The 19,201-nt window shown below is 72.2% G+C and carries 15 protein-coding genes; 4 read left to right on the forward strand and 11 right to left on the reverse strand.

Going from position 1 to position 19,201, the window contains the following annotated elements; translation table 11 throughout:
- Positions 1–13 precede the first annotated feature (13 nt).
- Positions 14–1,336: an SGNH/GDSL hydrolase family protein gene (locus tag ACH4TV_RS14215; protein WP_398397691.1), complete on the reverse strand. Its 1,323-nt coding sequence runs from the start codon at positions 1,334–1,336 to the stop codon at positions 14–16.
- 187 nt (positions 1,337–1,523) lie between these two features.
- Here ACH4TV_RS14215 and ACH4TV_RS14220 point away from each other — a divergent pair, with 187 nt between their 5' ends.
- Positions 1,524–2,339: an SAM-dependent methyltransferase gene (locus ACH4TV_RS14220; RefSeq protein WP_398397693.1), complete on the forward strand. Its 816-nt coding sequence runs from the start codon at positions 1,524–1,526 to the stop codon at positions 2,337–2,339.
- 6 nt (positions 2,340–2,345) lie between these two features.
- On the opposite strand, the gene ACH4TV_RS14225 is transcribed toward ACH4TV_RS14220, so the two are convergent.
- Entirely contained in the window at positions 2,346–3,932 is a 1,587-nt protein-coding gene (locus ACH4TV_RS14225; protein WP_398397695.1) for a CAP domain-containing protein, read from the reverse strand.
- 111 nt (positions 3,933–4,043) lie between these two features.
- A complete protein-coding gene (locus tag ACH4TV_RS14230) occupies positions 4,044–6,173 on the reverse strand; it encodes an alpha-galactosidase (protein ID WP_398397696.1) in 2,130 nt (709 codons plus the stop codon).
- Positions 6,174–6,351: 178 nt separating this feature from the next.
- On the opposite strand from ACH4TV_RS14230, the gene ACH4TV_RS14235 reads away from it, so the two are divergent.
- Positions 6,352–7,527 carry an ROK family protein gene (locus tag ACH4TV_RS14235; RefSeq protein WP_398397698.1) on the forward strand — a complete coding sequence of 392 codons (1,176 nt, stop codon included), beginning with the start codon at positions 6,352–6,354 and terminating at the stop codon, positions 7,525–7,527.
- Positions 7,528–7,586: 59 nt separating this feature from the next.
- On the opposite strand, the gene ACH4TV_RS14240 is transcribed toward ACH4TV_RS14235, so the two are convergent.
- The 5 genes from ACH4TV_RS14240 to ACH4TV_RS14260 form a co-directional block, all read right to left on the reverse strand.
- On the reverse strand, positions 7,587–10,592 hold the full coding sequence (locus ACH4TV_RS14240) for an AAA family ATPase (protein ID WP_398397700.1): 3,006 nt from the start codon (positions 10,590–10,592) through the stop codon (positions 7,587–7,589).
- Between the two features lie 164 nt (positions 10,593–10,756).
- The gene (locus ACH4TV_RS14245) at positions 10,757–11,107 is read right to left on the reverse strand and encodes a UBP-type zinc finger domain-containing protein (RefSeq protein ID WP_398397701.1); all 351 of its coding nucleotides are present in this window, start codon (positions 11,105–11,107) and stop codon (positions 10,757–10,759) included.
- Positions 11,104–12,567 (reverse strand): ATP-binding protein, encoded by a 1,464-nt coding sequence (locus tag ACH4TV_RS14250; RefSeq protein WP_398397703.1) that lies wholly within the window; start codon positions 12,565–12,567, stop codon positions 11,104–11,106. The genes ACH4TV_RS14245 and ACH4TV_RS14250 overlap by 4 nt, the downstream gene beginning before the upstream one ends.
- Entirely contained in the window at positions 12,564–14,240 is a 1,677-nt protein-coding gene (locus ACH4TV_RS14255) for an FAD-dependent oxidoreductase (protein WP_398397705.1), read from the reverse strand. The genes ACH4TV_RS14250 and ACH4TV_RS14255 overlap by 4 nt, the downstream gene beginning before the upstream one ends.
- A gap of 105 nt (positions 14,241–14,345) precedes the next feature.
- Positions 14,346–14,699 (reverse strand): VOC family protein, encoded by a 354-nt coding sequence (locus tag ACH4TV_RS14260; protein WP_398397707.1) that lies wholly within the window; start codon positions 14,697–14,699, stop codon positions 14,346–14,348.
- A gap of 59 nt (positions 14,700–14,758) precedes the next feature.
- Here ACH4TV_RS14260 and ACH4TV_RS14265 point away from each other — a divergent pair, with 59 nt between their 5' ends.
- Positions 14,759–15,631 carry a universal stress protein gene (locus ACH4TV_RS14265; RefSeq protein WP_398397708.1) on the forward strand — a complete coding sequence of 291 codons (873 nt, stop codon included), beginning with the start codon at positions 14,759–14,761 and terminating at the stop codon, positions 15,629–15,631.
- A gap of 1 nt (position 15,632) precedes the next feature.
- Here ACH4TV_RS14265 and ACH4TV_RS14270 read toward each other — a convergent pair whose 3' ends face one another.
- The 3 genes from ACH4TV_RS14270 to ACH4TV_RS14280 form a co-directional block, all read right to left on the reverse strand.
- A complete protein-coding gene (locus ACH4TV_RS14270) occupies positions 15,633–16,883 on the reverse strand; it encodes a DUF4032 domain-containing protein (RefSeq protein ID WP_398397710.1) in 1,251 nt (416 codons plus the stop codon).
- Between the two features lie 54 nt (positions 16,884–16,937).
- A complete protein-coding gene (locus ACH4TV_RS14275; protein ID WP_398397794.1) occupies positions 16,938–17,678 on the reverse strand; it encodes an MBL fold metallo-hydrolase in 741 nt (246 codons plus the stop codon).
- A gap of 124 nt (positions 17,679–17,802) precedes the next feature.
- A complete protein-coding gene (locus tag ACH4TV_RS14280; RefSeq protein WP_398397712.1) occupies positions 17,803–18,429 on the reverse strand; it encodes an alpha-ketoglutarate-dependent dioxygenase AlkB in 627 nt (208 codons plus the stop codon).
- A 125-nt stretch (positions 18,430–18,554) separates the two neighbouring features.
- Here ACH4TV_RS14280 and ACH4TV_RS14285 point away from each other — a divergent pair, with 125 nt between their 5' ends.
- Complete coding sequence (locus ACH4TV_RS14285; RefSeq protein WP_398397714.1) at positions 18,555–19,196, forward strand: TetR/AcrR family transcriptional regulator; 642 nt, start codon at positions 18,555–18,557, stop codon at positions 19,194–19,196.
- Positions 19,197–19,201: the final 5 nt, after the last annotated feature.

The following is a 19,201-nucleotide window of genomic DNA, read 5'->3' on the forward strand; positions in this document are numbered from 1 at the left end:
GAACGGCGCCGCCTCAGCGGAAGAGACCCAGCGGGACGGCCCGGGCCATGGCGGCCATGCCCGCGTCGTTCGGGTGCAGATGGTCACCGCTGTCGTACGCGGCCAGGATCCGGCCGGGGTGGGCGGGGTCGCGCACGGCAGCGTCGAAGTCGATGACGCCGTCGTACGAACCGCTGGTGCGGATCCAGTGGTTGAGGGCCTGGCGGACCGACTCCCGGGCGGGGGAGTAGAAGTTGAGGGTGTCGCCCTCGAACGGGAGGAGCGTCGCACCGAAGATCTTCAGCCCTTGAGCATGGGCGCGCCGGATGAGCTGGCGGTGCCCCGCGATGAGGTCGGCGGCGGTGACCTCCTCGGCGGCCGGGGCGATGTTGCCGGGATGGCCGATGTCGTTGATGCCGAGCAGGACGATCGCGTAACGCGCCCCGGGCTGGGAGGTGACATCGCGGTCGAAGCGCTTGAGGCCGGCCTCGCCGAAGTAGGCCGCGTACGCCTCCGCCGGGTTGCCCGCGGGCGGGTTCGGGTCGCGCAGCAGGCGGTTGCCGCCGATGCCGGTGTTGAGCACGCCGACGCGTGCTGTGTCCGGTGCCTCGCGCAGCCGTTCGGCCAGCAGGTCCGGCCAGCGGTGGTTGGCGTCCACCTCCGTGATGGCGCCGTCGGTGATCGAGTCGCCGAAGGTCACGACCGACGAGGCGCGGGCCGTCCCGGTGACACTCACCCGGGAGAGGAAGAACCAGCTCGTCGGCGCCGCCGTCGCCTCCACGGACGGCTTGCCCGTGACGTTGCCCGGCGCGATGTACGTGTGCTGGAAGGCGCTGGAGTGGACGGTCGTCACACGGGTGCGCTGCGGCAGATAGAGGCTGACGACGAGGTCGGTGGCGGCCGGCGTGTGCAGGGCGGCCGGGTCGCTCCAGCGCTGCTCGCCGGGCGCGAGCGTGACACCCGTACGGCCGCCGAAGCGCAGGACACGGTCGGTGGCCGGGTCGGTCTCCGTGCCGGTCGGGCCCTCGGCGGCACGGGCCACGTGGGCCTCGCCGATGACGAGGGGCACGGTGCCGTACTCGTTCGTCAGGCGGACCCGGACCGACTTTCCGGCGATGCTCGTGTGCACGATCTGCCGGACGGTCTGGTCCTCGAGGACGGTGTTCGCACTGGCGGGCACGGCCGAGACCCCGGTGGCCCAGGTGCCGGTCCACCGGGCGCCGGCCGTCGCGGGTGCGGCGGATGCCGGGGGTGTGGTGAGGAGGACCAGGAGGGCCGTGAGCAAGGCCGCGGCGAGTGCGCGGGGCCGGCGTGACGGGTGGGGGTGGGGAGCGCGGCGGGGCATGCGTAAAGGCATGAGCCGTCAGTCCTTCCGTGTGCGGACAGGACACGGAAGGTAGGAGCCAACTGCCGCGAATGGCAATGCACTTGACGAAAGGAGGCCGAAAGGGCGCCCTTGCGGCCGGTGATCCGGCGCCGGTCAGGCCGGTGACGCTACGTTGTACGGCAGGGCCAACTATGGTTCCTCACAAGGAGGTTGCCCGGTGACGCAGGACTCGTCCGCCCCCGCCACGGGACCGTCGGAGAAGATCGACACGACGGTGCCGCACTCGGCCCGGATCTGGAACTACTGGCTCGGCGGCAGGGACAACTACCCGGTCGACCACGCGGCCGGCGACGCCTTCCGCGAGATCTTCCCCGGCATCACCGACCTCGCCCGTGACTCCCGCGCCTTTCTCGGCCGCGCCGTGCGCCATCTGGCCGGCGAGGTGGGGATCCGTCAGTTCCTCGACATCGGCACCGGCCTGCCCACGGCGGACAACACCCACGAGATCGCCCAGCGGGTGGCCCCCGATGCCCGCGTCGTCTACGTGGACGACGACCCTCTTGTCCTGACCCACGCCCATGCCCTGCTCACCAGCGCGCCCGGCGGCGTGACCGACTACATCGACGCCGACCTGCACGACCCCGACACCGTCCTTCGGGAAGCGGCACGGACACTGGACCTCACCCGGCCGGTCGCGCTCACGCTGATGCAGGTCAGCGGGCACATCGCCGACTACGACGAGGCGCGGGCCATCGTCGCCGCACTGATGGGGGCCCTGCCGTCCGGCAGTTACTTCGCCTTCAACGACAGCGTGGACACCAACAAGGCCAACGCCGAGGCGACCCGGATCTACAACGAGAGCGGGGCGGCCCCCTACCACCTGAGGAGCCCGCAGCAACTCGCCGGCTTCTTCGACGGCCTGGAACTGCTGGACCCCGGTGTCGTCCCCATCACCGACTGGCGGCCCGACCCCGGGGCGGCCGCCGCGACCGGCGACGTGATCGCGCTGGGCGGCGTGGCACGCAAGCCGTAACGGGGCTCAGGCGCCGAAGAGCTGGGTCCAGTACGTGCCTGCCTTGCCGCCGCCCGCGAAGCCGATGCCGATGTGGGTGAACTCCCGTTTGAGGATGTTGGCGCGGTGTCCGGGGCTGTTCATCCACCCCTCCACGACCTCGGCGGGGGAGCGCTGCCCGCACGCGATGTTCTCGCCGATCATGCGCCGCGTCGACCCCGCCGCAGCGGCCCGGTCCCAGGGCTGGCTGCCGTCGGGCCCGGTGTGCGAATAGAACGCGCGGACCACCATGTCCGTGCTGTGTGCCTGCGCGGCACGGGTGAGCAGGGCATCCGCGGCCAGCGGTGCCAGCCCCGCCCGGGACCGCTCCCGGTTGGTGAGGTCCGTGACCTCGGCGGCCGTCCGCGCCAGGTCGCCGGGCATGAGGGGCCGGGCCCAGAGAGCGGTCCAGTACGTGTCACCCGTACGGGACCCGGTGACCGACGCCAGGCCGACGTGGGTGAATGCCGGGTCGTGCAGGGTGCGCCGGGGCTGTTCCGTGCGCAGGCAGTAGTCGACGAACTCCTCGGGCGTACGCGGACCGGAGACCAGCTGCTCGCCGACGGTCAGATAGGTGTATCCGGTGGCGGTGACGCGCTGGTGGACGGAGGTGCCGTCCCGGCTCTCCGTGCCGAGGCGGCCGGCCGAGGCCATGTCGGCGGCGTGCGCCCGCGCGGCGGCGGCGAGTCGCGCGTCGAGGGAGACGGGCGGGGAACCGGCGGCGGCACGGGCGGAGTTGACGAGGGCGAGGAAGCCGCCGTCGGAGGCGAGAGCGGCTGACGTTGCGGTGCGGGGGACCGGTGGCACAGTGCCGGGCCGCGAGCCGGTGGCAGGAAGGGCGGCCGGGCGTGCCGGACCGGCGGCCCCGGCCGGTGGCGCCGCCTCGGCCGACCGGGACCTGCGGGCAGCCGCCCCCGACAGACGGGAGGCCGCGCCCGACAACCGGGAGGCGGCATCGGACCAGCGGGACAGTGTGCGGAGGGGCGCGCCTGCCCCCGGCGCCGGGCCGGGCGTCGGCACCGGCGTCGAGGACGGCGAGCCGGAGTGTCCCGGGGACTGCGCCCCAGGGCCTGTCAGGTCCGAGTCCGCGGGGTCCTCGTCCGCGACATCCACCCCGAAGTCCCGGGCGATGCCCGCCAGCCCGTCCGCGTACCCCTGGCCCAGTGCGCGCACCTTCCAGCCGCCGCCCCGCCGGTACAGCTCCGCGAGCAGCAGTACCGTCTCCCGCTGCGGGCGCGGCGGCGTGAACCGGGCGAGCAGGCGTCCGCCGGACCCGGAGACATGGAGTGTGGGCGCGGGCAGCCGGCCCAGCGCCGAACCGGGGTCGGCGGCGCTGACCACCACCGTGACGCGGGTGGCGCCGGGGCGCAGGCCCACGGGGTCGATGGTGAGCGTGTCTCCGTGCAGCCGGGCTCCCGGTGCCGTCGGCTGGTTGTAGAACACGAAGTCGGCGTCGCCGCGGACCTTGCCGCCGTCGTCCGTGACGAGCGCGCTCACGTCGAAGGGGCCCGGCACCCGGAGTGTGAGGGTGCCGCCCGGAAGGGGCGTGTTGCCCCCGGGGACCAACTCGCTCATCGCGCCTGCCCTGGGGTCGTCGTTCGTGCCCCATGGGGGCGTTGACCCTATAACGCCCGGTCGGGGCGCCGCAGTTCCCCGGCCGGGATTCACCGGCCGGGGACGGGCCGGCTACGACTCCTGCACGCGCACCAGGTGCACGGCCGTGCTGGACCAGTCGCCGGGCGCGAGATCGAGCCGCATCCCGTACTCGCTGAGCACGTTCGCATGGTGGACGGCACCCGTGTGCGCGTCCCGGTAGCGGGCGCCCGGCGTGAGGCCCCGCAACCGCACGGGGACATGGGGGAGGCCGTGCCGCGGGCCGTACCGGAAGCCCAGCACCAGGGCCTCGGCCGCACCCTCGCCCACGTACTGCACCACCGTCGGCTCCTCCCCGAGCGGCCCCGACAGCCGGTACAGCTCACCGTGCTGCACCAGCTGCCGCACCTTCTTGTACTCGGCGACCAGTGCCGCACCCTCCGCGAGCTCCTCTTCGGACCAGCGCGTGAGGTCACCGCCGATGCCGAGCAGCCCGCACATCGCCGCGTGGAAACGGAACCGCAGCGGCACCGAACGCGCCGTGAGCTGATTGGGCACGTCGGTCACCCACGCCGACATGGCCCGCGCCGGATACACCTGCCCGAAACCGTGCTGGATCACCAGCCGGTCCACGGCATCCGTGTTGTCGGACGTCCACGCCTGGTCCGTACGGGAGAGGATGCCCAGGTCGATCCGGCCACCGCCGCCGCTGCACGTCTCCACCCGCAGCCCGGGATGGTCGGCGCGCAGCCGGTCGATGACGCCGTACAGATTCGCCACGTACCGCGTCCACAGCCGGTCGTTGCCGTCCCGCTGCCCCGGCCAGCCCGACTCGCCGAACGCGCGGTTCATGTCCCACTTGAGGAAGTCGACTCCGTGGTCCCCGACCAGCCGGGTCAGCCAGCCGTACGCCCAGTCCGCGACCTCGTCCCGCGCGAAGTTCAGCACGAGCTGGTTGCGCATCTCGGTACGGGCCCGGCCGGGGACGTGCAGGACCCAGTCGGGGTGCTCGCGGTACAGCGCGCTGTCCGGATTGACCATCTCCGGCTCGACCCAGATCCCGAACCGCATCCCGAGCCGGTGCACGGAGGCGGCCAGCGGCCCGAGCCCCTCGGGGAAGCGCTCCGGAGTCGGCGTCCAGTCGCCCAGCCCCGCCCGGTCGCTTCGCCGCGCCCCGAACCAGCCGTCGTCGACGACATACAGCTCCACCCCGAGCATCGCGGCCCGCTCGGCCAGTGCCTTCTGGCTCGCCTCGTCGACGTCGAAGCCGGTGGCCTCCCACGAGTTGTAGAGCACCGGCGCCAACTCCCCCGCCCGGGGCAGCACATGAGTCGTCGTGTACGAGTGCCAGGCACGGCTCGCCGCCCCGAACCCGCCGTCCGTGCACAGCCCGGCGAACACCGGCGTGGCGAACTCCTCACCAGGCGCCAGCGGAACGGTCGTCCCCTCGTGGCCCACGCCCCCGGTGAAGCCGGCCAGCCCGTCGGGGGTGCGCTGGGCCGTGATGCGCCAACTCCCGCTCCAGGCAAGGGCCGCGCTCCAGACCCGGCCGTGCTCCTCGGTCGCCTCGCCCGCGTCGAGCATCACCCACGGGTTGGCGTGATGGCTGGTGATCCCGCGCCTGCTGGTCAGTACGGTCTCGCCGAACGGCAGGGTGTCGCGCCGCAGTTGGCTCTCGGCCGACCACTGGCCGGTGACATGGCTGAGCCGGTAGTCGCGCAGCGGCGGCAGTGTCCAGGCGGCCGAGTCGGCGCGCAGCAGGTCCACGTGCTCGTCACCGTTGTTGCGCACCACGGTCCGGCGTTCGATGACGTCCGTGTCGGCGCGGACCGTGTAGTGCAGCGCGACGTCGAGGGGGTAGAGGCGGTCGCGGAACTCCAGCACCAACTCGCTCACCCCGGCCGCCGGTTCCAGGACCCGGTGGCCGGTCGGCACCCACTCGAAGCCGCGGGAGGAGTCCGCGTACCGGATCTGGAGCGAGGGCGGGCCGTAGCGGGTGCCACCGTCGACGGGGAGCTCCTCGCCCACCGGAGACCGCCCCTCGAAGCTGCTCACCGTGTCCTGCGCCGACGGAACGAGCGCGTCCGCCTCCGCCGGGGTCAGCCGGGGCCCCCACGCGAGATGACACGGCGCGCCGCTCTCGTCGGTCCGCAGCGCGTACGACGTGCGCGGGGTGGACAGCAGCCAGACCCCGGTGTCCGGGGAGTGGGAGATCAGCGGCATGGTGCCTCACGTTCGTGGAACTGGCGTTACTCGGCGAAGCCAAGCGCGACCATGGATCATGTGTCAATGGGATGCCTGTATCGGCCTTTCGCAAGTCTAGAGGGGACTGCGGTGAAGGTTCATCCCGAACATGCTTCTTTCATTGACAGGGGAAATTAAGCGATCTAGGTTCCGGAACATGCCCTCGACCTTCCGTGCGGAGGTGTTTCCGGCTGCCACGCCGGCCGCCTCGCAGATCTTCACCACGGTTCTGTCGCACGGTCCGCTCACCCGCGCCGACGCGGCCCGGCGCGCCGGGCTGTCCGCCGCCGCCGTCACGAAGGCGGTCCGCCCGCTGATCGCGGCAGGCTACCTGGTCGAGGACGCGGACGCCGGGACACGGCCCGCGCTGGGGCGCCCCGCGACCCTCGTACGCGTCGACGGCGGGCGGGCGCTGTTCATCGGCATCAAGATCACCGGCGACGGGATGTTCGGTGTGCTCACCGACCTGTGCTGCCGCATCCGCGTCGCCCGGAACCTCCCGTTGCCCGCCCGTGCCCCCAGGGCTGTGCTGGCCTCGGTCGCCGAGCTGGTCCGGGAACTGCTCACCGAGGCGGACGGCTTCGGGGTGCCGGTACTGGGCTGCGGCATCGCCGTCGCCGGCGAGGTGGAGCGCACCGAGGGCGCCGTACGCTACTCGCCGTTCCTGGCGTGGCGGGACGTGCCGCTCGCGGAACTCGCCGGCATGACGACGGGGCTGCCCGTCACGGTCGACAACGACGTCCGGGCGCTGACCGTCGCCGAGCAGTGGTTCGGCGCCGGCGTGGGGCTGTCCGACTTCGCCGTGGTCACCGTCGGTGCGGGGATCGGCTGCGGACTCGTGGTCCATGGGCGGGTGGTCGCGGGCGCGTACGGGGTCGCCGGGGAGATCGGGCACATGAGCGTCGACCCGGCGGGCCCGCTCTGTCACTGCGGCAACCGCGGCTGCCTCCAGGCGTTCGCGGGCGACGCCGAGATCCTCGCCCGGGTCCGGGAGGTCACGGGCACCGAGGTCACCCGCAGTGCCGAGGCCGTCGCCCTGGCCCACGCCGGCCACCCCGGCGTACGGGAGGTGTACGCGCGGGCGGGCGAGGCGATCGGCCGGGGCATCGCCACCGTGGCCAACCTGCTCGGCCCCGAGCGCGTGATCATCTCCGGCGAGGGACTGGCCGCGTACGACCTGTTCGCCGAGCAGATCCGCGACGCGTTCACGGCCACAGCCTTTGGATCCGCCGCCCGGTGCGACGTACTGACCAGGCCGCTGCCCTTCGAGGAGTGGGCGCGCGGGGCCGCGGCGACAGCGATCCAGTCCTTCATCAGAGCGGCGGACGAGTAGCCAGTGGGGCAGGGACTCGACGCGGCCCGTCGCCTACGCCACCGCAGCGGACTCCGCACTCAGCCCGGACCCGGCGCCGACTCCTCCTTCGTCCCCGCGTTCGTCACTGCCGGGATCAGACCCTCCCGGTAGGCGACCGCCACCGCCTCACCCCGGCTCGCGGCGCCCAGCTTGGCCAGGATGTTGGAGACGTGGACGCTGGCCGTCTTGCCGCTGATGAACAGTTCCTCGCCGATCTGACGGTTGCTGCGGCCCAGGGCGAGCAGACGCAGGACGTCCTGTTCACGGGCGGTCAGGGGCGGTGTCGAGGAGGCGCGGGCGTCGGTGGGGGACGGGTCCGTGAGCCGGGCGCGGCGGATCAGGGCGTCCACCTCCTGGAGCAGGGGCGCGGCGCCCAGCCGCAGTGCCGTCTCACGGGCCGCGCCGGCCTGTGCGGCCGCTTCCTCACGGCGCCCGTCCGCCAGCAGGGCCTCCGCGAACCGCCTTCTGCAACGCGCCTGTTCATAGACCTCGCCGAAGTCGAACGCGGTGACCGCCCGCTCCCAGGCCTCGGCATCCGGGCCGGCCGTGGCCCGGGTCCACTCCGCCTCGGCGCGGGCCAGCCAGGCCAGTCCTTCCGGCCCCTGCGGGGCGCCGTTGCCGTTGGCGCTGGCCGCGGCGCGGGAGCGGGCCAGCTCCAGCAGTTCGGCCGCCGTCTCCGTCCAGCGGAGCGTGCCCTTCTCGTCGCCGGTCCGACGCAGCTCGGCGGCCCTGTCGGCGACGGCGGACAGGGCGAGGGCAGCGAGCCGCACCGCGACGTCCGGACGCGCCCCGGCATCGTCGGTGAGCGCCTTCACCGTGCTGTGCACCCGCTCGACGGCCGCCTCCGGGTCTCCTGCCAAGGCGGCGGCGTCCGTGAGCACGACGCCCGCGACCAGCGTCGCCATCCAGTCGAACGGGCCGTCGAGGAGAGCCCGCGCACGGTCGGCGGCGCCCGCGTCCCCGCGTGCCAGCGCCACGTACAGCGAGGGCCCTGTCGTATAGCCCGCCGACGCGGGCAGCACATCCGCGTCGGCCGCCGCCGCGCGGGCACACTCGTCCCAGTGGCCCAGCGTGTACAGCACCAGGGAGTTCAGATAGCGCATCTCCAGCGGGTAGGGCGAGGAGAGAAGGCCGGCGCGGCGGGCCCGGTCCAGGCCCTCGGAGAGCCACGGCAGGCACTCGTCCAGCAGACCCGACTCGAAGCAGCCGATCGCCAGACTGAACAGCGCGCGCATCTCCACCGGCGAACTGCCCGCCCGGCGCGCCAGTTCCCGGGCCTCCCGGAGCCGCTCGCGGCCCCGGGGCGTGCGCCGGCCGCCGACTTCGAGACCGGCCACGGAGATCATGAGATCGGCCCGGGCGTCCAGGAGCTGGAGCTCCTCGGCGACGGCCAGGGCCTGCCGGGCGACCCGCAGCGCGGTGTCGTTGTCGCCCATCAGCCGCGCCGCCATGACATGGGTGGCCGCCGCCCACACCCACGTCCGCGACGGAGGGTCGGCCGGGATCATGGCGAGCGCCTCGCTGCTGTAGGCGAACGCGGCCGACAGGTGGTCGATGGTCATGAGGTTGTCCGCGAGCGTGTAGCGGACGCGGGCCGCGAGTTCGGCGTCCGCGTCCTGCCCGACCCCGGCCAGTGCGGCCCGGGTGAGCGACACCGCGCGGTGCGAGTCCCCGGCGTGCGCGGCCGCGGCGGACGCCCGCAGCATCAGGGTCACCGTGTCCAGCCCCGGCCCCGTGGGACGCGTGCCCGCCTCCACCGTCGGCCACATGTCGAGGGCGGTTTCGAGATGCCGCAGCTCCTCGGCGGGCGCGCCGACCCGCTGGGCGTGGTCCGCGGCCTCCAGGGACGCGGTGAGCGCCTCGGCCAGGTCGTGGCTCTCCCGGTAGTGGTGGGCGCGCTCGGCCGCACTCTCGGCAGGGCGGCCCCGCCCGGCCAGCAGCCGCGCGAACGCCCCGTGCAGCCGCGACCGCTCGCCCGGCAGTAGATCGGCGTAGACGGCCTCGCGGGCGAGCGCGTGCCGGAAGGAGTAGGTGTCACCCTCGTCGGAAACGAGGAGCTGGCGTCCCACCGCCTCGCGCAGCGCCGACTCCAGCTCGTCCTGTGGCAGTCGGACGGCATCGCTCAGCAGGTCGTGCTCGACGCGCCGCCCGGCCACGGCGGCCGTACGCAGCACCTGCTGGGCGGTGTCGGACAGTTGCTCGAAGCGAATGAGGAGAACGTCGGCGAGCCCACTGGGGACACCGCCCGACTCCGCGTCGGTGGCCGCGAGCAGCTCCTCCGCGTAGAAGGCGTTGCCCTCGGCACGCTCGACGATCCGGCGCACGGTGGTGTCGGACAGCGGGCCCCCGCCCAGGGAACGCACCAGCCGGGCCACCTCGGCGTCGCCCATCGGCCGCAGTTCCAGCCGCTCCACGGCGGGCAGTCGCACCAGCTCCGCCAGCAGCGGGCGCAGCGGATGCCGACGATGGAGATCGTCCGCGCGGTACGACGCGAACACCGCGAGCCGGTGGCCGGGCGCGCCGCCGGCCGGGCCCTGGAGCACACCCCGGCTGAGCAGGAACCGCAGCAGATCCCGGGACGACTGGTCCGCCCAGTGCAGGTCCTCCAGGACGAGCAGCAGCGGAGCGACCTCGGTGACGTCGGCCAGCAGCCCGGCCATGCCCTCGAAGAGCCGCAGCCGCCCACCCGCGTCCCGCTCCCCGTCCTCCGCCCCGCCACCGAGCAGCCGCCCGACGACGGGGTGCGCGGCAAGCACGTCCGTGAACCGTTCGTCGGCGGTCAGCACCCCCAGGATCTCGGTGAACGGCAGATACGGCAGTCCGACGTCACCGAGGTCGACACAGTGCCCCGTGAGCACGGTCATCCCGCTGTCCGAGGCCCGCCCGGCCGCCTCCGCCAGTACCCGCGTCTTCCCCACCCCGGCATCCCCGGCGATGAGCACGGCACGGGCCTCACGGACACGGGCACGGTCCAGCACACCGGCGAGACGGGTCAGTTCGTCGTCCCGGCCGATGAGTGGGGTGTTGAACAGGTTCTGCGGCACAGATCAATCCTGGCACGGACCACTGACAGGCCCGCTTTTTTTGCTCGGTCGCCTCCGGGGCGCCTCAGCCGGTGTGGAGCGCCCCTGCGGCTCCCTCGCGGCCGGAGTCCTCGGGTGATGTGCCCTTGGACGGCCCTTGCGGTTCGCCTGTGTGAACAGGGCCCTCAGCGCAGCATCTCTGCCCAGTTGGCAGGGACGCGTCCGGCGGGTCCCGGTGTGGGCTGGTCGGCCGGGTGGCTGGCCGGGGGAGCGAGGGCGGGCCCGGACTCGTACAGCTCGGACGTCTCGAAGTTCCAGAACCAGCCCTCGCCCGGCTCGTAGCTGCGGATCACCGGATGGCCGGTCTCCTGGAAGTGGCCGGTGGCGTGCTTGGCGGGGGAGTCGTCGCAGCAGCCGATGTGACCGCACTGGGCGCAGCGCCGCAGATGGAACCACCACCCCCCGTCCGCGTCGCACTCGACGCAGCCGGCGCCGGTGGGCGGGACGGCGGGGTCGATTCCGGTGTCCTTGGTCATGACGGCTCCTGTACCGGTTCGGGGTCGGGGTCGGCGGCGGTGAGCGGAAGCAGGACCTGGAAGCGGGTGTCACCGGGCACGGACTCGACCTTCAGGTCCCCGTGGTGCTTGTTCACGACGATCCGCCAGGAGATGTCCAGCCCGAGTCCCGTGCCCTCACCCACCGGCTTGGTGGTGAAGAACGGGTCGAAGATCCGGCCGCGGATCTCCGCAGGCACGCCCGGGCCCGTGTCGCGGAACTCCACCAGCAGCCGGTCGTGCACCTGTGCCGTGCGTACGGTCAACGTGCCATCCCCGCCCGCACTGTTGATCGCGGAGACGGCGTTGTCGATCAGGTTGGTCCACACCTGGTTCAGCTCGGCGGGGTAGGCCGGAATCCTCGGCAGCGAACGGTCGTAGTCCTTCACGACCTTGACGCGCGAGCCCATCTTGCCCGACAGCATCAGCAGCGTGCTGTCGAGGAGTTCGTGCACGTCGACGACCTGGTAGGGGGCGCGGTCGAGCTGCGAGTACTGCTTGGCGGCGCCGACGAGATGCGAGATACGGGTGGTGGAGTCCTCGATCTCCGTCATCAACAGCTCGGTCTCCACCGTGTAGTTGAGCCATCCGACGGCCGCCTGGAGCATCTCCGCGTCCACGGCCGCGGCGACCTGCTCCAGCCAGTCGACGTCGAGGCCGCCCTGCACGAAGGTCGGCGCGATCTGCCAGCCGCCCTGGATACCGTGGTCGTCGAGCCAGTCGGCGAGTTCGTCCTCCCGGTCGGAGGCTTCGAGCGGGCTCAGTGCCGGGGACTTGGCGACCCGCTCGGCCGTACGCTCCTGGATGTCGACCAGCGACTTCAGGGCGTCGCGGTGGTAGGGGCCCGAGGCGATGACCCCGAGCTTCTGCCGCATGTGCGCCACCCGGTCCCGCAGCGACGACGTGGCCCGTACGGCCGCGGCGGCCGGGTTGTTGAGTTCATGCGTCAGCCCGGCGGACAACGAGCCCAGTGCGAGGAGCCGTTCACGCTGCCCGACTGCCCGCTGCGTGGTCTGCGAACCGTAGAACAGCCCCTCCAGCAGATGGACCGCCATCGGGAAATACTCCTGCATGAACGCCGCGAACGAGTCGGAGGACAGCACGAAGAACCGCGTCGGTTCCGTGACCCGCATCGAGTTCAGGTACCGCCGCGGTTCCCCGTCGCTGAGATACGCCTGCATGGCTCCCGAGTACACGCCGGACTGGGAGGTGCGGTTCACCTCGACGTCGTCGGCGCCGACCCGGCGCGACAGGACGACCGTGCCCTCGATCATCACGTAGAAGCAGGTGGCAGGGTCGCCCTCCGCGTACACCGGCCCCGGGTCGAACAGTTCGACCTGGCCCTCGCTGCACAGCCTGCCGAGCTGCTCGGCGGTGAGCTTCTCGAACAGGAACAGCGCCCCGACCTCCTCGGGGCTGCACGGCATCACCCGGCCGCTCACGACTGCTCCAGATACCGGTGGACGAGCATCACTGCCATGGCTCCCTCTCCGACGGCGGACGCGACCCGCTTGGCGGACTCCGCGCGGGCGTCCCCGGCGACGAACACGCCGGGGATGTTGGTCTCCAGGTGGTACGGCGGCCGGTCCAGCTCCCAGTCCGCCGGTGGCCGCCCGTCCGGGGTCAGGTCGGGCCCCGCCAGGATGAACCCGCGTTCGTCGCGCAGCACCGTGCCGTCCAGCCAGCCGGTCAGCGGGGCCGCGCCGATGAACACGAACAGCCACTGCGCGTCGACCAGTTCGGTCTGCCCGCTCGCCGTGTCGCGCAACGTCAGCTGCTCCAGGTGGTCGCCGCCGTGCGTTGCTTCGACGACCGTGCCGGCCCGCACCGAGATGTTCGGCGACTCGGCGATCTGCTGGATCAGGTAGTGCGACATCGACGCTGTGAGGTCCGCTCCGCGTACCAGCAGCGTGACCGACTTGGCGCCCCTGGACAGGTACATCGCCGCCTGCCCCGCCGAGTTGGCGCCGCCGACGATGTACACGTCGTGACCCTGGCAGGAGGCGGCCTCGGTCAGCGCCGACCCGTAGAACACCCCGCAGCCCGACAGCTCGGTGGCGCCCGGCGCCTCCAGCTGCCGGTACGACACCCCGGTAGCCAGGATCACGCTGTGCGCGGCGATCGCCGACCCGTCCGAGAACCGGACGAGCCGCGCCGCACCGCTCACCTCAAGGCCCGTCACCTCGCGCGCCGAGAGGATCTCGGCGCCGAACTTCGTGGCCTGGCGCCGCGCCCGATCGGTGAGCTGGGCGCCGGACACCCCGTCCGGGAAGCCGAGGTAGTTCTCGATCCGCGAACTCTGCCCGGCCTGACCGCCGGTCGCCGACCGCTCCACGAGCACCGTCCGCAGCCCCTCCGAGGCCCCGTACACCGCCGCGCCCAGCCCGGCCGGACCGCCGCCGATGACGACGAGGTCGTAGAAGTCGGCCGTGGGCGTCGTCGCCAGCCCCACCTGTGAGGCCAGCTCCGGCACCTCCGGCTCGACCAGCGCCGTACCGTCCGCCGTGATCACGACCGGCAGCCGCTGCCCGTCCTGACCGCAGGCCGCCAGCAGCCGCTGCCCCTCGGGCTCCTCGGTGGAGTACCAGCGGTAGGGGACCTGGTTGCGGGCCAGGAACTCCCGTACGTCCGATGAACGGGACGACCAGCGGTGACCGACCACCTTGGTGCTCGGCACAGGCCGGAAGTCACTGTGCCGCCAGGCCTGAAGGAGATCGTCGAGCACCGGGTAGAGCTTCTCCTCCGGCGGATCCCAGGGCTTGAGGAGATAGTGGTCGAGGTCGACGACGTTGATCGCGTCGATCGCCGCGTTGGTGTCGGCGTACGCGGTGAGCAGCACGCGCCGCGCCCCCGGGTAGACGTCCAGGGCCTGTTCGAGGAACTCGATGCCGTTCATCTGCGGCATCCGGTAGTCGGCCAGGATCACCGCGACCAGATCACCGCGCAGCTTCAGCTCCCGCAGCGCGTCCATCGCGGACTCGCCGGACTCCGCACGGACGATCCGGTACGACTCGCCGTAGCGCCGCCGCAGGTCACGGGCGACGGCCCGGGACACCCCGGGGTCGTCGTCCACGGTCATGATGACCGTCCGCGCTGCGTCCGCGGCCTGTGCCATACGTCACGTCTCCCACCCGGGCGATCGGAATCACCGGGCGACGCCGGCCCGATGCCGCGCCACCTTTGTCCTATCGTATGTTCGATCTTCCCTGCTTCGCTCCGGTCACCGCCGCCGAGCGGCGAGCACACAGAACTCATTGCCCTCGGGGTCCATCAGAGTGGTCCACGGCTGTTCTCCCTGGCCGATGTCCGCGTGCCGCGCCCCGAGGGTGAGGAGCCGGTCGACCTCGGCCCGCTGGTCGTCCGGCCGGAAGTCGAGATGCAGCCGGTTCTTGACGGACTTCGCCTCCGGGACCCGTACGAAGAGCAGGCCGGGCAGGCGGTCCGGTGCCGGCCGGATCTCGTACTCCTCGGCGGAGTCGTCGACGACCGTCCACCCGAGCGCCTCGGCCCACCAGCTCCCCAGCGCGCCCGGGTCCGCCGCGTCCACGATCACTTGTTCCCACTCCAGTGTCATGGGTACACGGTAGGCAAGACTGGGCCCGGCACACATGATCACGACACGGAGGAAGCCGTATGACGCGCCCGATCACGGCAGGGGTCGACGGATCGCTGGAGAGCCACGCCGCGCTGGCCTGGGCGGCCCGCGAGGCCGTACGCCGGAATCTCCCACTGCATGTGGTGCATGTCTGGCAGCAGGTGCCCGACCAGGCGTTCGGTGCCGCGAGCCGTGAGACCCACGACCAGTGGGTGCGGGACGGGGTGGACGAGACGGCGCGGACCGTCGCCGAGCACCATCCGGAACTGACCGTCACCGTCGACGTGGTCGAGGGCGGCCCGGCCCACTCGCTGGCCGAGGCCGCGGCGGACGCCGAGATGCTGGTGCTCGGCTCCCGTGGGCACGGGGCCGTCGTCGGGTTCCTGCTCGGCTCCGTCGGGCAGCACGTGATCGCCGAGTCCGTGCGGCCCGTCGTCCTCGTCCGCGCGCAGGACCGGGCCTCCGACGAGGCCGCCGGGCGCGAGGTCGTCGTGGGGCAGCACGGCGACCAGGAGGAGAGCGCCGCCGCCCTGGGGTTCGCGTTCGAGGCCGCCGCGGCTCGCGGCGCCGCCGTCCGGGCGGTACGCGCGTGGAGTCTGCCGCCGCTGTTCGCCTACAGCCCGGGCTCGATGAAGCTCCTCGACGACGCCGGGGGCCTGGAACCGTACGAGAGGGGCGCGCTCACGGCCGCGCTGGAACCGTGGCGCGCACGCTTCCCCGAGGTGCCCGTCACAGAGCACGTGGAGATGGGCAGCGCGGGTGAGGTGCTGCTGTCGGTGGCCCCGCGGGCGCAGCTCCTGGTCGTCGGACGGCGCGCCCACCGCTCGGCCCTGGGCGCGCGGATCGGCTCCGTCACGCACGGCGTCCTGCACCACGCGCACTGCCCGGTCGCCGTGGTGCCCTACGAGTGACTCAGACCGGCGGCGCCGCCTCGTCCGTAGGCAGGGGCAGCGACTGGCGGGCCTTGGGCAGGATGTTCGCGATGTAGTCCTTGACCGCGGTGTCGAGGCCGATGTCGTGCTGCGCGCGCTCGGACAGGAACCAGCGGTGTTCCAGGAGCTGGTGGTAGATCTCGGCGGGATCCACGTTCCCGCGCAGCTCGCGCGGCACCTCCCGCACGGTGGGCCGGAACACCTCCCGCACCCAGCGGTGCGCGAGTACCTCCGGGCTGGCACCGAGGGGGTCACCCGGCTCGTAGTCGTCCTGGGTGGCCATCCAGGACTCCAGGTCGCCGAGGAGCCGCCGCGCCTGGTTCTCCTCGGTGTCGAGCCCGGTCAGCCGCAGCAACTGCCGCTGGTGGTGGCCCGCGTCGACGACCTTCGGTACGAAGGTCACCGTGTCGCCGTTCGAGGAGTGCTCGATCTGCATCTCGGCCACGTCGAAACCGAGCTCGTTGAGACGCCGGATGCGGCGCTCGATGTAGTGGTACTTGCCCGCCGGGTAGACGGAGGTGCGGGTCAGCTCCTGCCACAGCCGCTGGTAGCGGGCGCAGATCTCCATGCCGAACTCGATCGGGTCCACGGACGGGTGCAGCGCCCCGGACGCCTCCAGGTCCAGCAGTTCGCCGCTGATGTTGACCCGGGCCAGGTCGAGGTCGTACTCGCGCTGTCCGTCGCTGAGCTGGGGGTGCAGATCGCCCGTCTCGGCGTCGACCAGGTAGGCCGCGTATGCGCCCGCGTCGCGCCGGAAGAGCGTGTTCGACAGGGAGCAGTCGCCCCAGGCGAACCCGGCGAGGTGGAGCCGGACCAGCAGCACGGCCAGCGCGTCCATCAGGCGGTGCATGGTGGCCGGGCGCATCGTCGTCTCGAACATCGAGCGGTACGGCATCGAGCCGCCGAGGTGACGGGTGATCAGCACCGGCTCCAGGGCGCCACCCTCGTCCGTGGCGCGTCCGGTGACCACGGCGAGGGGGTCGACGGCGGGGATGCCGAGGCGGTCCAGGTCGCGCAGCAGCTCGTACTCGCGCAGTGCGGGGCGTTCCGCCAGCTCCTTGACGGCGATGACCTCGTCTCCGGCGCGTGCGTAGCGCACGACGTGCCGGGAGATGCCGCGGGGGAGCGGAACGAGGTAGTGGTCGGGCCACTCCTCCAGAGGGAGGTGCCACGGCAGTTCGAGCAGGAGTGCGGGGTGCTCGGGATTGGTGGCGCTGATCTGCAATGCCATGGCTGAGCCGTTCTCGTTCCGCCGGTGATCGTCACCTCACTTTAGAGCGCCAGGTCAAGCAGCCTTCTCCCGAGCCTGCCGGGCCGCCTCCCGCACGCTGCCGTGGTGCACGGGCCCGTGGCCGGGCAGGACGACATCCGCCGCGAGCCGTTCCAGCAGGTCCAGCGAGGTCACGGCACGGGCGCGTTCGCGGTGGAACATGTCGGGCAGCAGCTGCGGCCCCTTCACACGTGACGTCGGATGCCCGCTGACCAGCGCGTCGCCCGAGACCACGACCCCGGCATCGGGAAGGTGGAAGGCGCAGTGCCCGTCCGTGTGCCCGGGCGTGTGCACGGGAACGGGTCCGCCCGGCAGGTCGAGCGACTCCGGGAACGGGTGAGGCTCGGTGACCGGAACCTGCGCGGTGCCGCCGGAGCGGATCGCGTGCACCGCCCACGGGAGTACGCCGGGCCGCCACCCGTTCTTCAGTACCTCCCCGACGCTCACCTGATGCAGGAAGTCCCGGCGCGCGTGCGGTACTTCGGCCTCGTGCGCCAGGACCGGCGTGCCGGACGTGGAACGCAGGTACTCGGCCGAGCCGATGTGGTCGTTGTGGGCGTGCGTGACGAGTATCGCCGCGACCGCCTCCGGTGAACTCCCCACCTGCGCAAGCGAGTCGAGGACCAGTTTCCGGTCCCCGGGGTACCCGGTGTCGATCAGAGTGGCGGCATCCCCCTCGGTGAGGATCACCCAGTTGGTGTTGCTGCCGTGCACGAGGTAAATGCCATCGGCGACTTGGTGGACGTCTGCCCGCATGATCTTCCCGTTCTGCAGTTCGCTCCCCGATGACACACAGCAAAGCAGACGGCCACGGACTGGATCACGACGGGGCGAGGGGCCCTGTTCCACCGGCCGCCTCTCCACCCCGGCGCACGCCGTCTCACTGCACCCCGCGCGGCCGGAACTGCACGCTGATCCGCGGACCCGCGGCCCGCGTGCTCTTGGGTACGGCGTGCTCCCAGGTCCGCTGGCAGGAGCCGCCCATCACGATCAGGTCGCCGTGTCCCAGCGGACGCCGTACCGTCTCGCCGCCGCGCACCGGCCGCAGCAGCAGGTCGCGCGGCGCGCCCACGGAGAGAATCGCGACCATGGTGTCCTCCCGCGCACCGCGCCCGATCCGGTCCCCGTGCCAGGCGACACTGTCCCGCCCGTCCCGGTAGTAACAGAGCCCGGCTGTGGTGAACGGCTCCCCCAGCTCGGCGGCGTAGTGCGCGCCGAGCGCGTCCCGCGCCTGAGCCAGCACCGGGTGCGGCAGCGCGTCCCCCTCGCCGTAGAAGGCCAGCAGCCGGGGTACGTCAACGACCTGGTCGTACATCTTCCGGCGCTCGGCCCGCCACGGGACCTCGGCCGCCAGTTGTTCGAACAGGGCGTCGGCCCCGCCGAGCCAACCGGGCAGAACGTCGATCCAGGCGCCGTGGCCCAGCGGCGTGCGACGCAGGCCGGTCAGCGCGCCGAGCCGGACCTCGTCGGTCTGGTCGAAGAGCGAGCCCTGGAGATGCGCGGTCATGGCACCAGCGTACTCCGCTATTCGAATGTACGTTCCTATTTGGGGGTCGGGGAAATCCGCCCGCCCCGAACCCTTTGGATGCATCGATGTATCGGATACATTTCCGTATCGAACGGAGGGCGGACATGGCGGTCGAGGGAACAACCGGGCGGGTGACCAAGCGGCGCGTCCGGACGCGGGCGAATCTGCTGACGGCCGCGTTCGCGGTGTTCGCCGCGAAGGGGTTCGGGCGGGTCTCGATCGAAGAGGTCTGCGAGGCCGCCGGCTACAGCAGAGGTGCCTTCTACTCGAACTTCGACAGCCTGGACGAACTGTTCTTCGCCCTCTATGCGGAGCGCGCCGGTCTGATCGCCGAGCAGGTCGCGGGTGCACTCGCCCTGGACGGTCCGGACCTCGACGTGCCCGCCGCCGTCGACCGGGTCACCGAGGTCCTGCTGCTCGACCTCGACTGGCTGCTGGTCAAGACCGACTTCCTGGTCCACGCGGCCCGGGACCCCGCCGTCGCACAGACCCTTCTGGAGCACCGGGAGCGGCTGCGGCGGGCCGTCGCCGACCGGCTCGCCCGCGCCACCGGACACACCGAACTGCCCGCTGTACTCGGCGACACCGAGGGCGCAGCCCACGCGGTGATCGCCGCGTACGACGGGGTCACGACCCAACTGCTGCTGGACAAGGACGTCGAGCACGCGCGCGCGTGGCTCAAGCAGCTGCTCACCGCACTGCTCACCGACGGCAGCGACAACCCGGCCGCGCACAGCGGCGAATGAGAAAG

The organism is Streptomyces sp. NPDC020898, from assembly GCF_044333925.1.
Classification (GTDB): domain Bacteria; phylum Actinomycetota; class Actinomycetes; order Streptomycetales; family Streptomycetaceae; genus Streptomyces.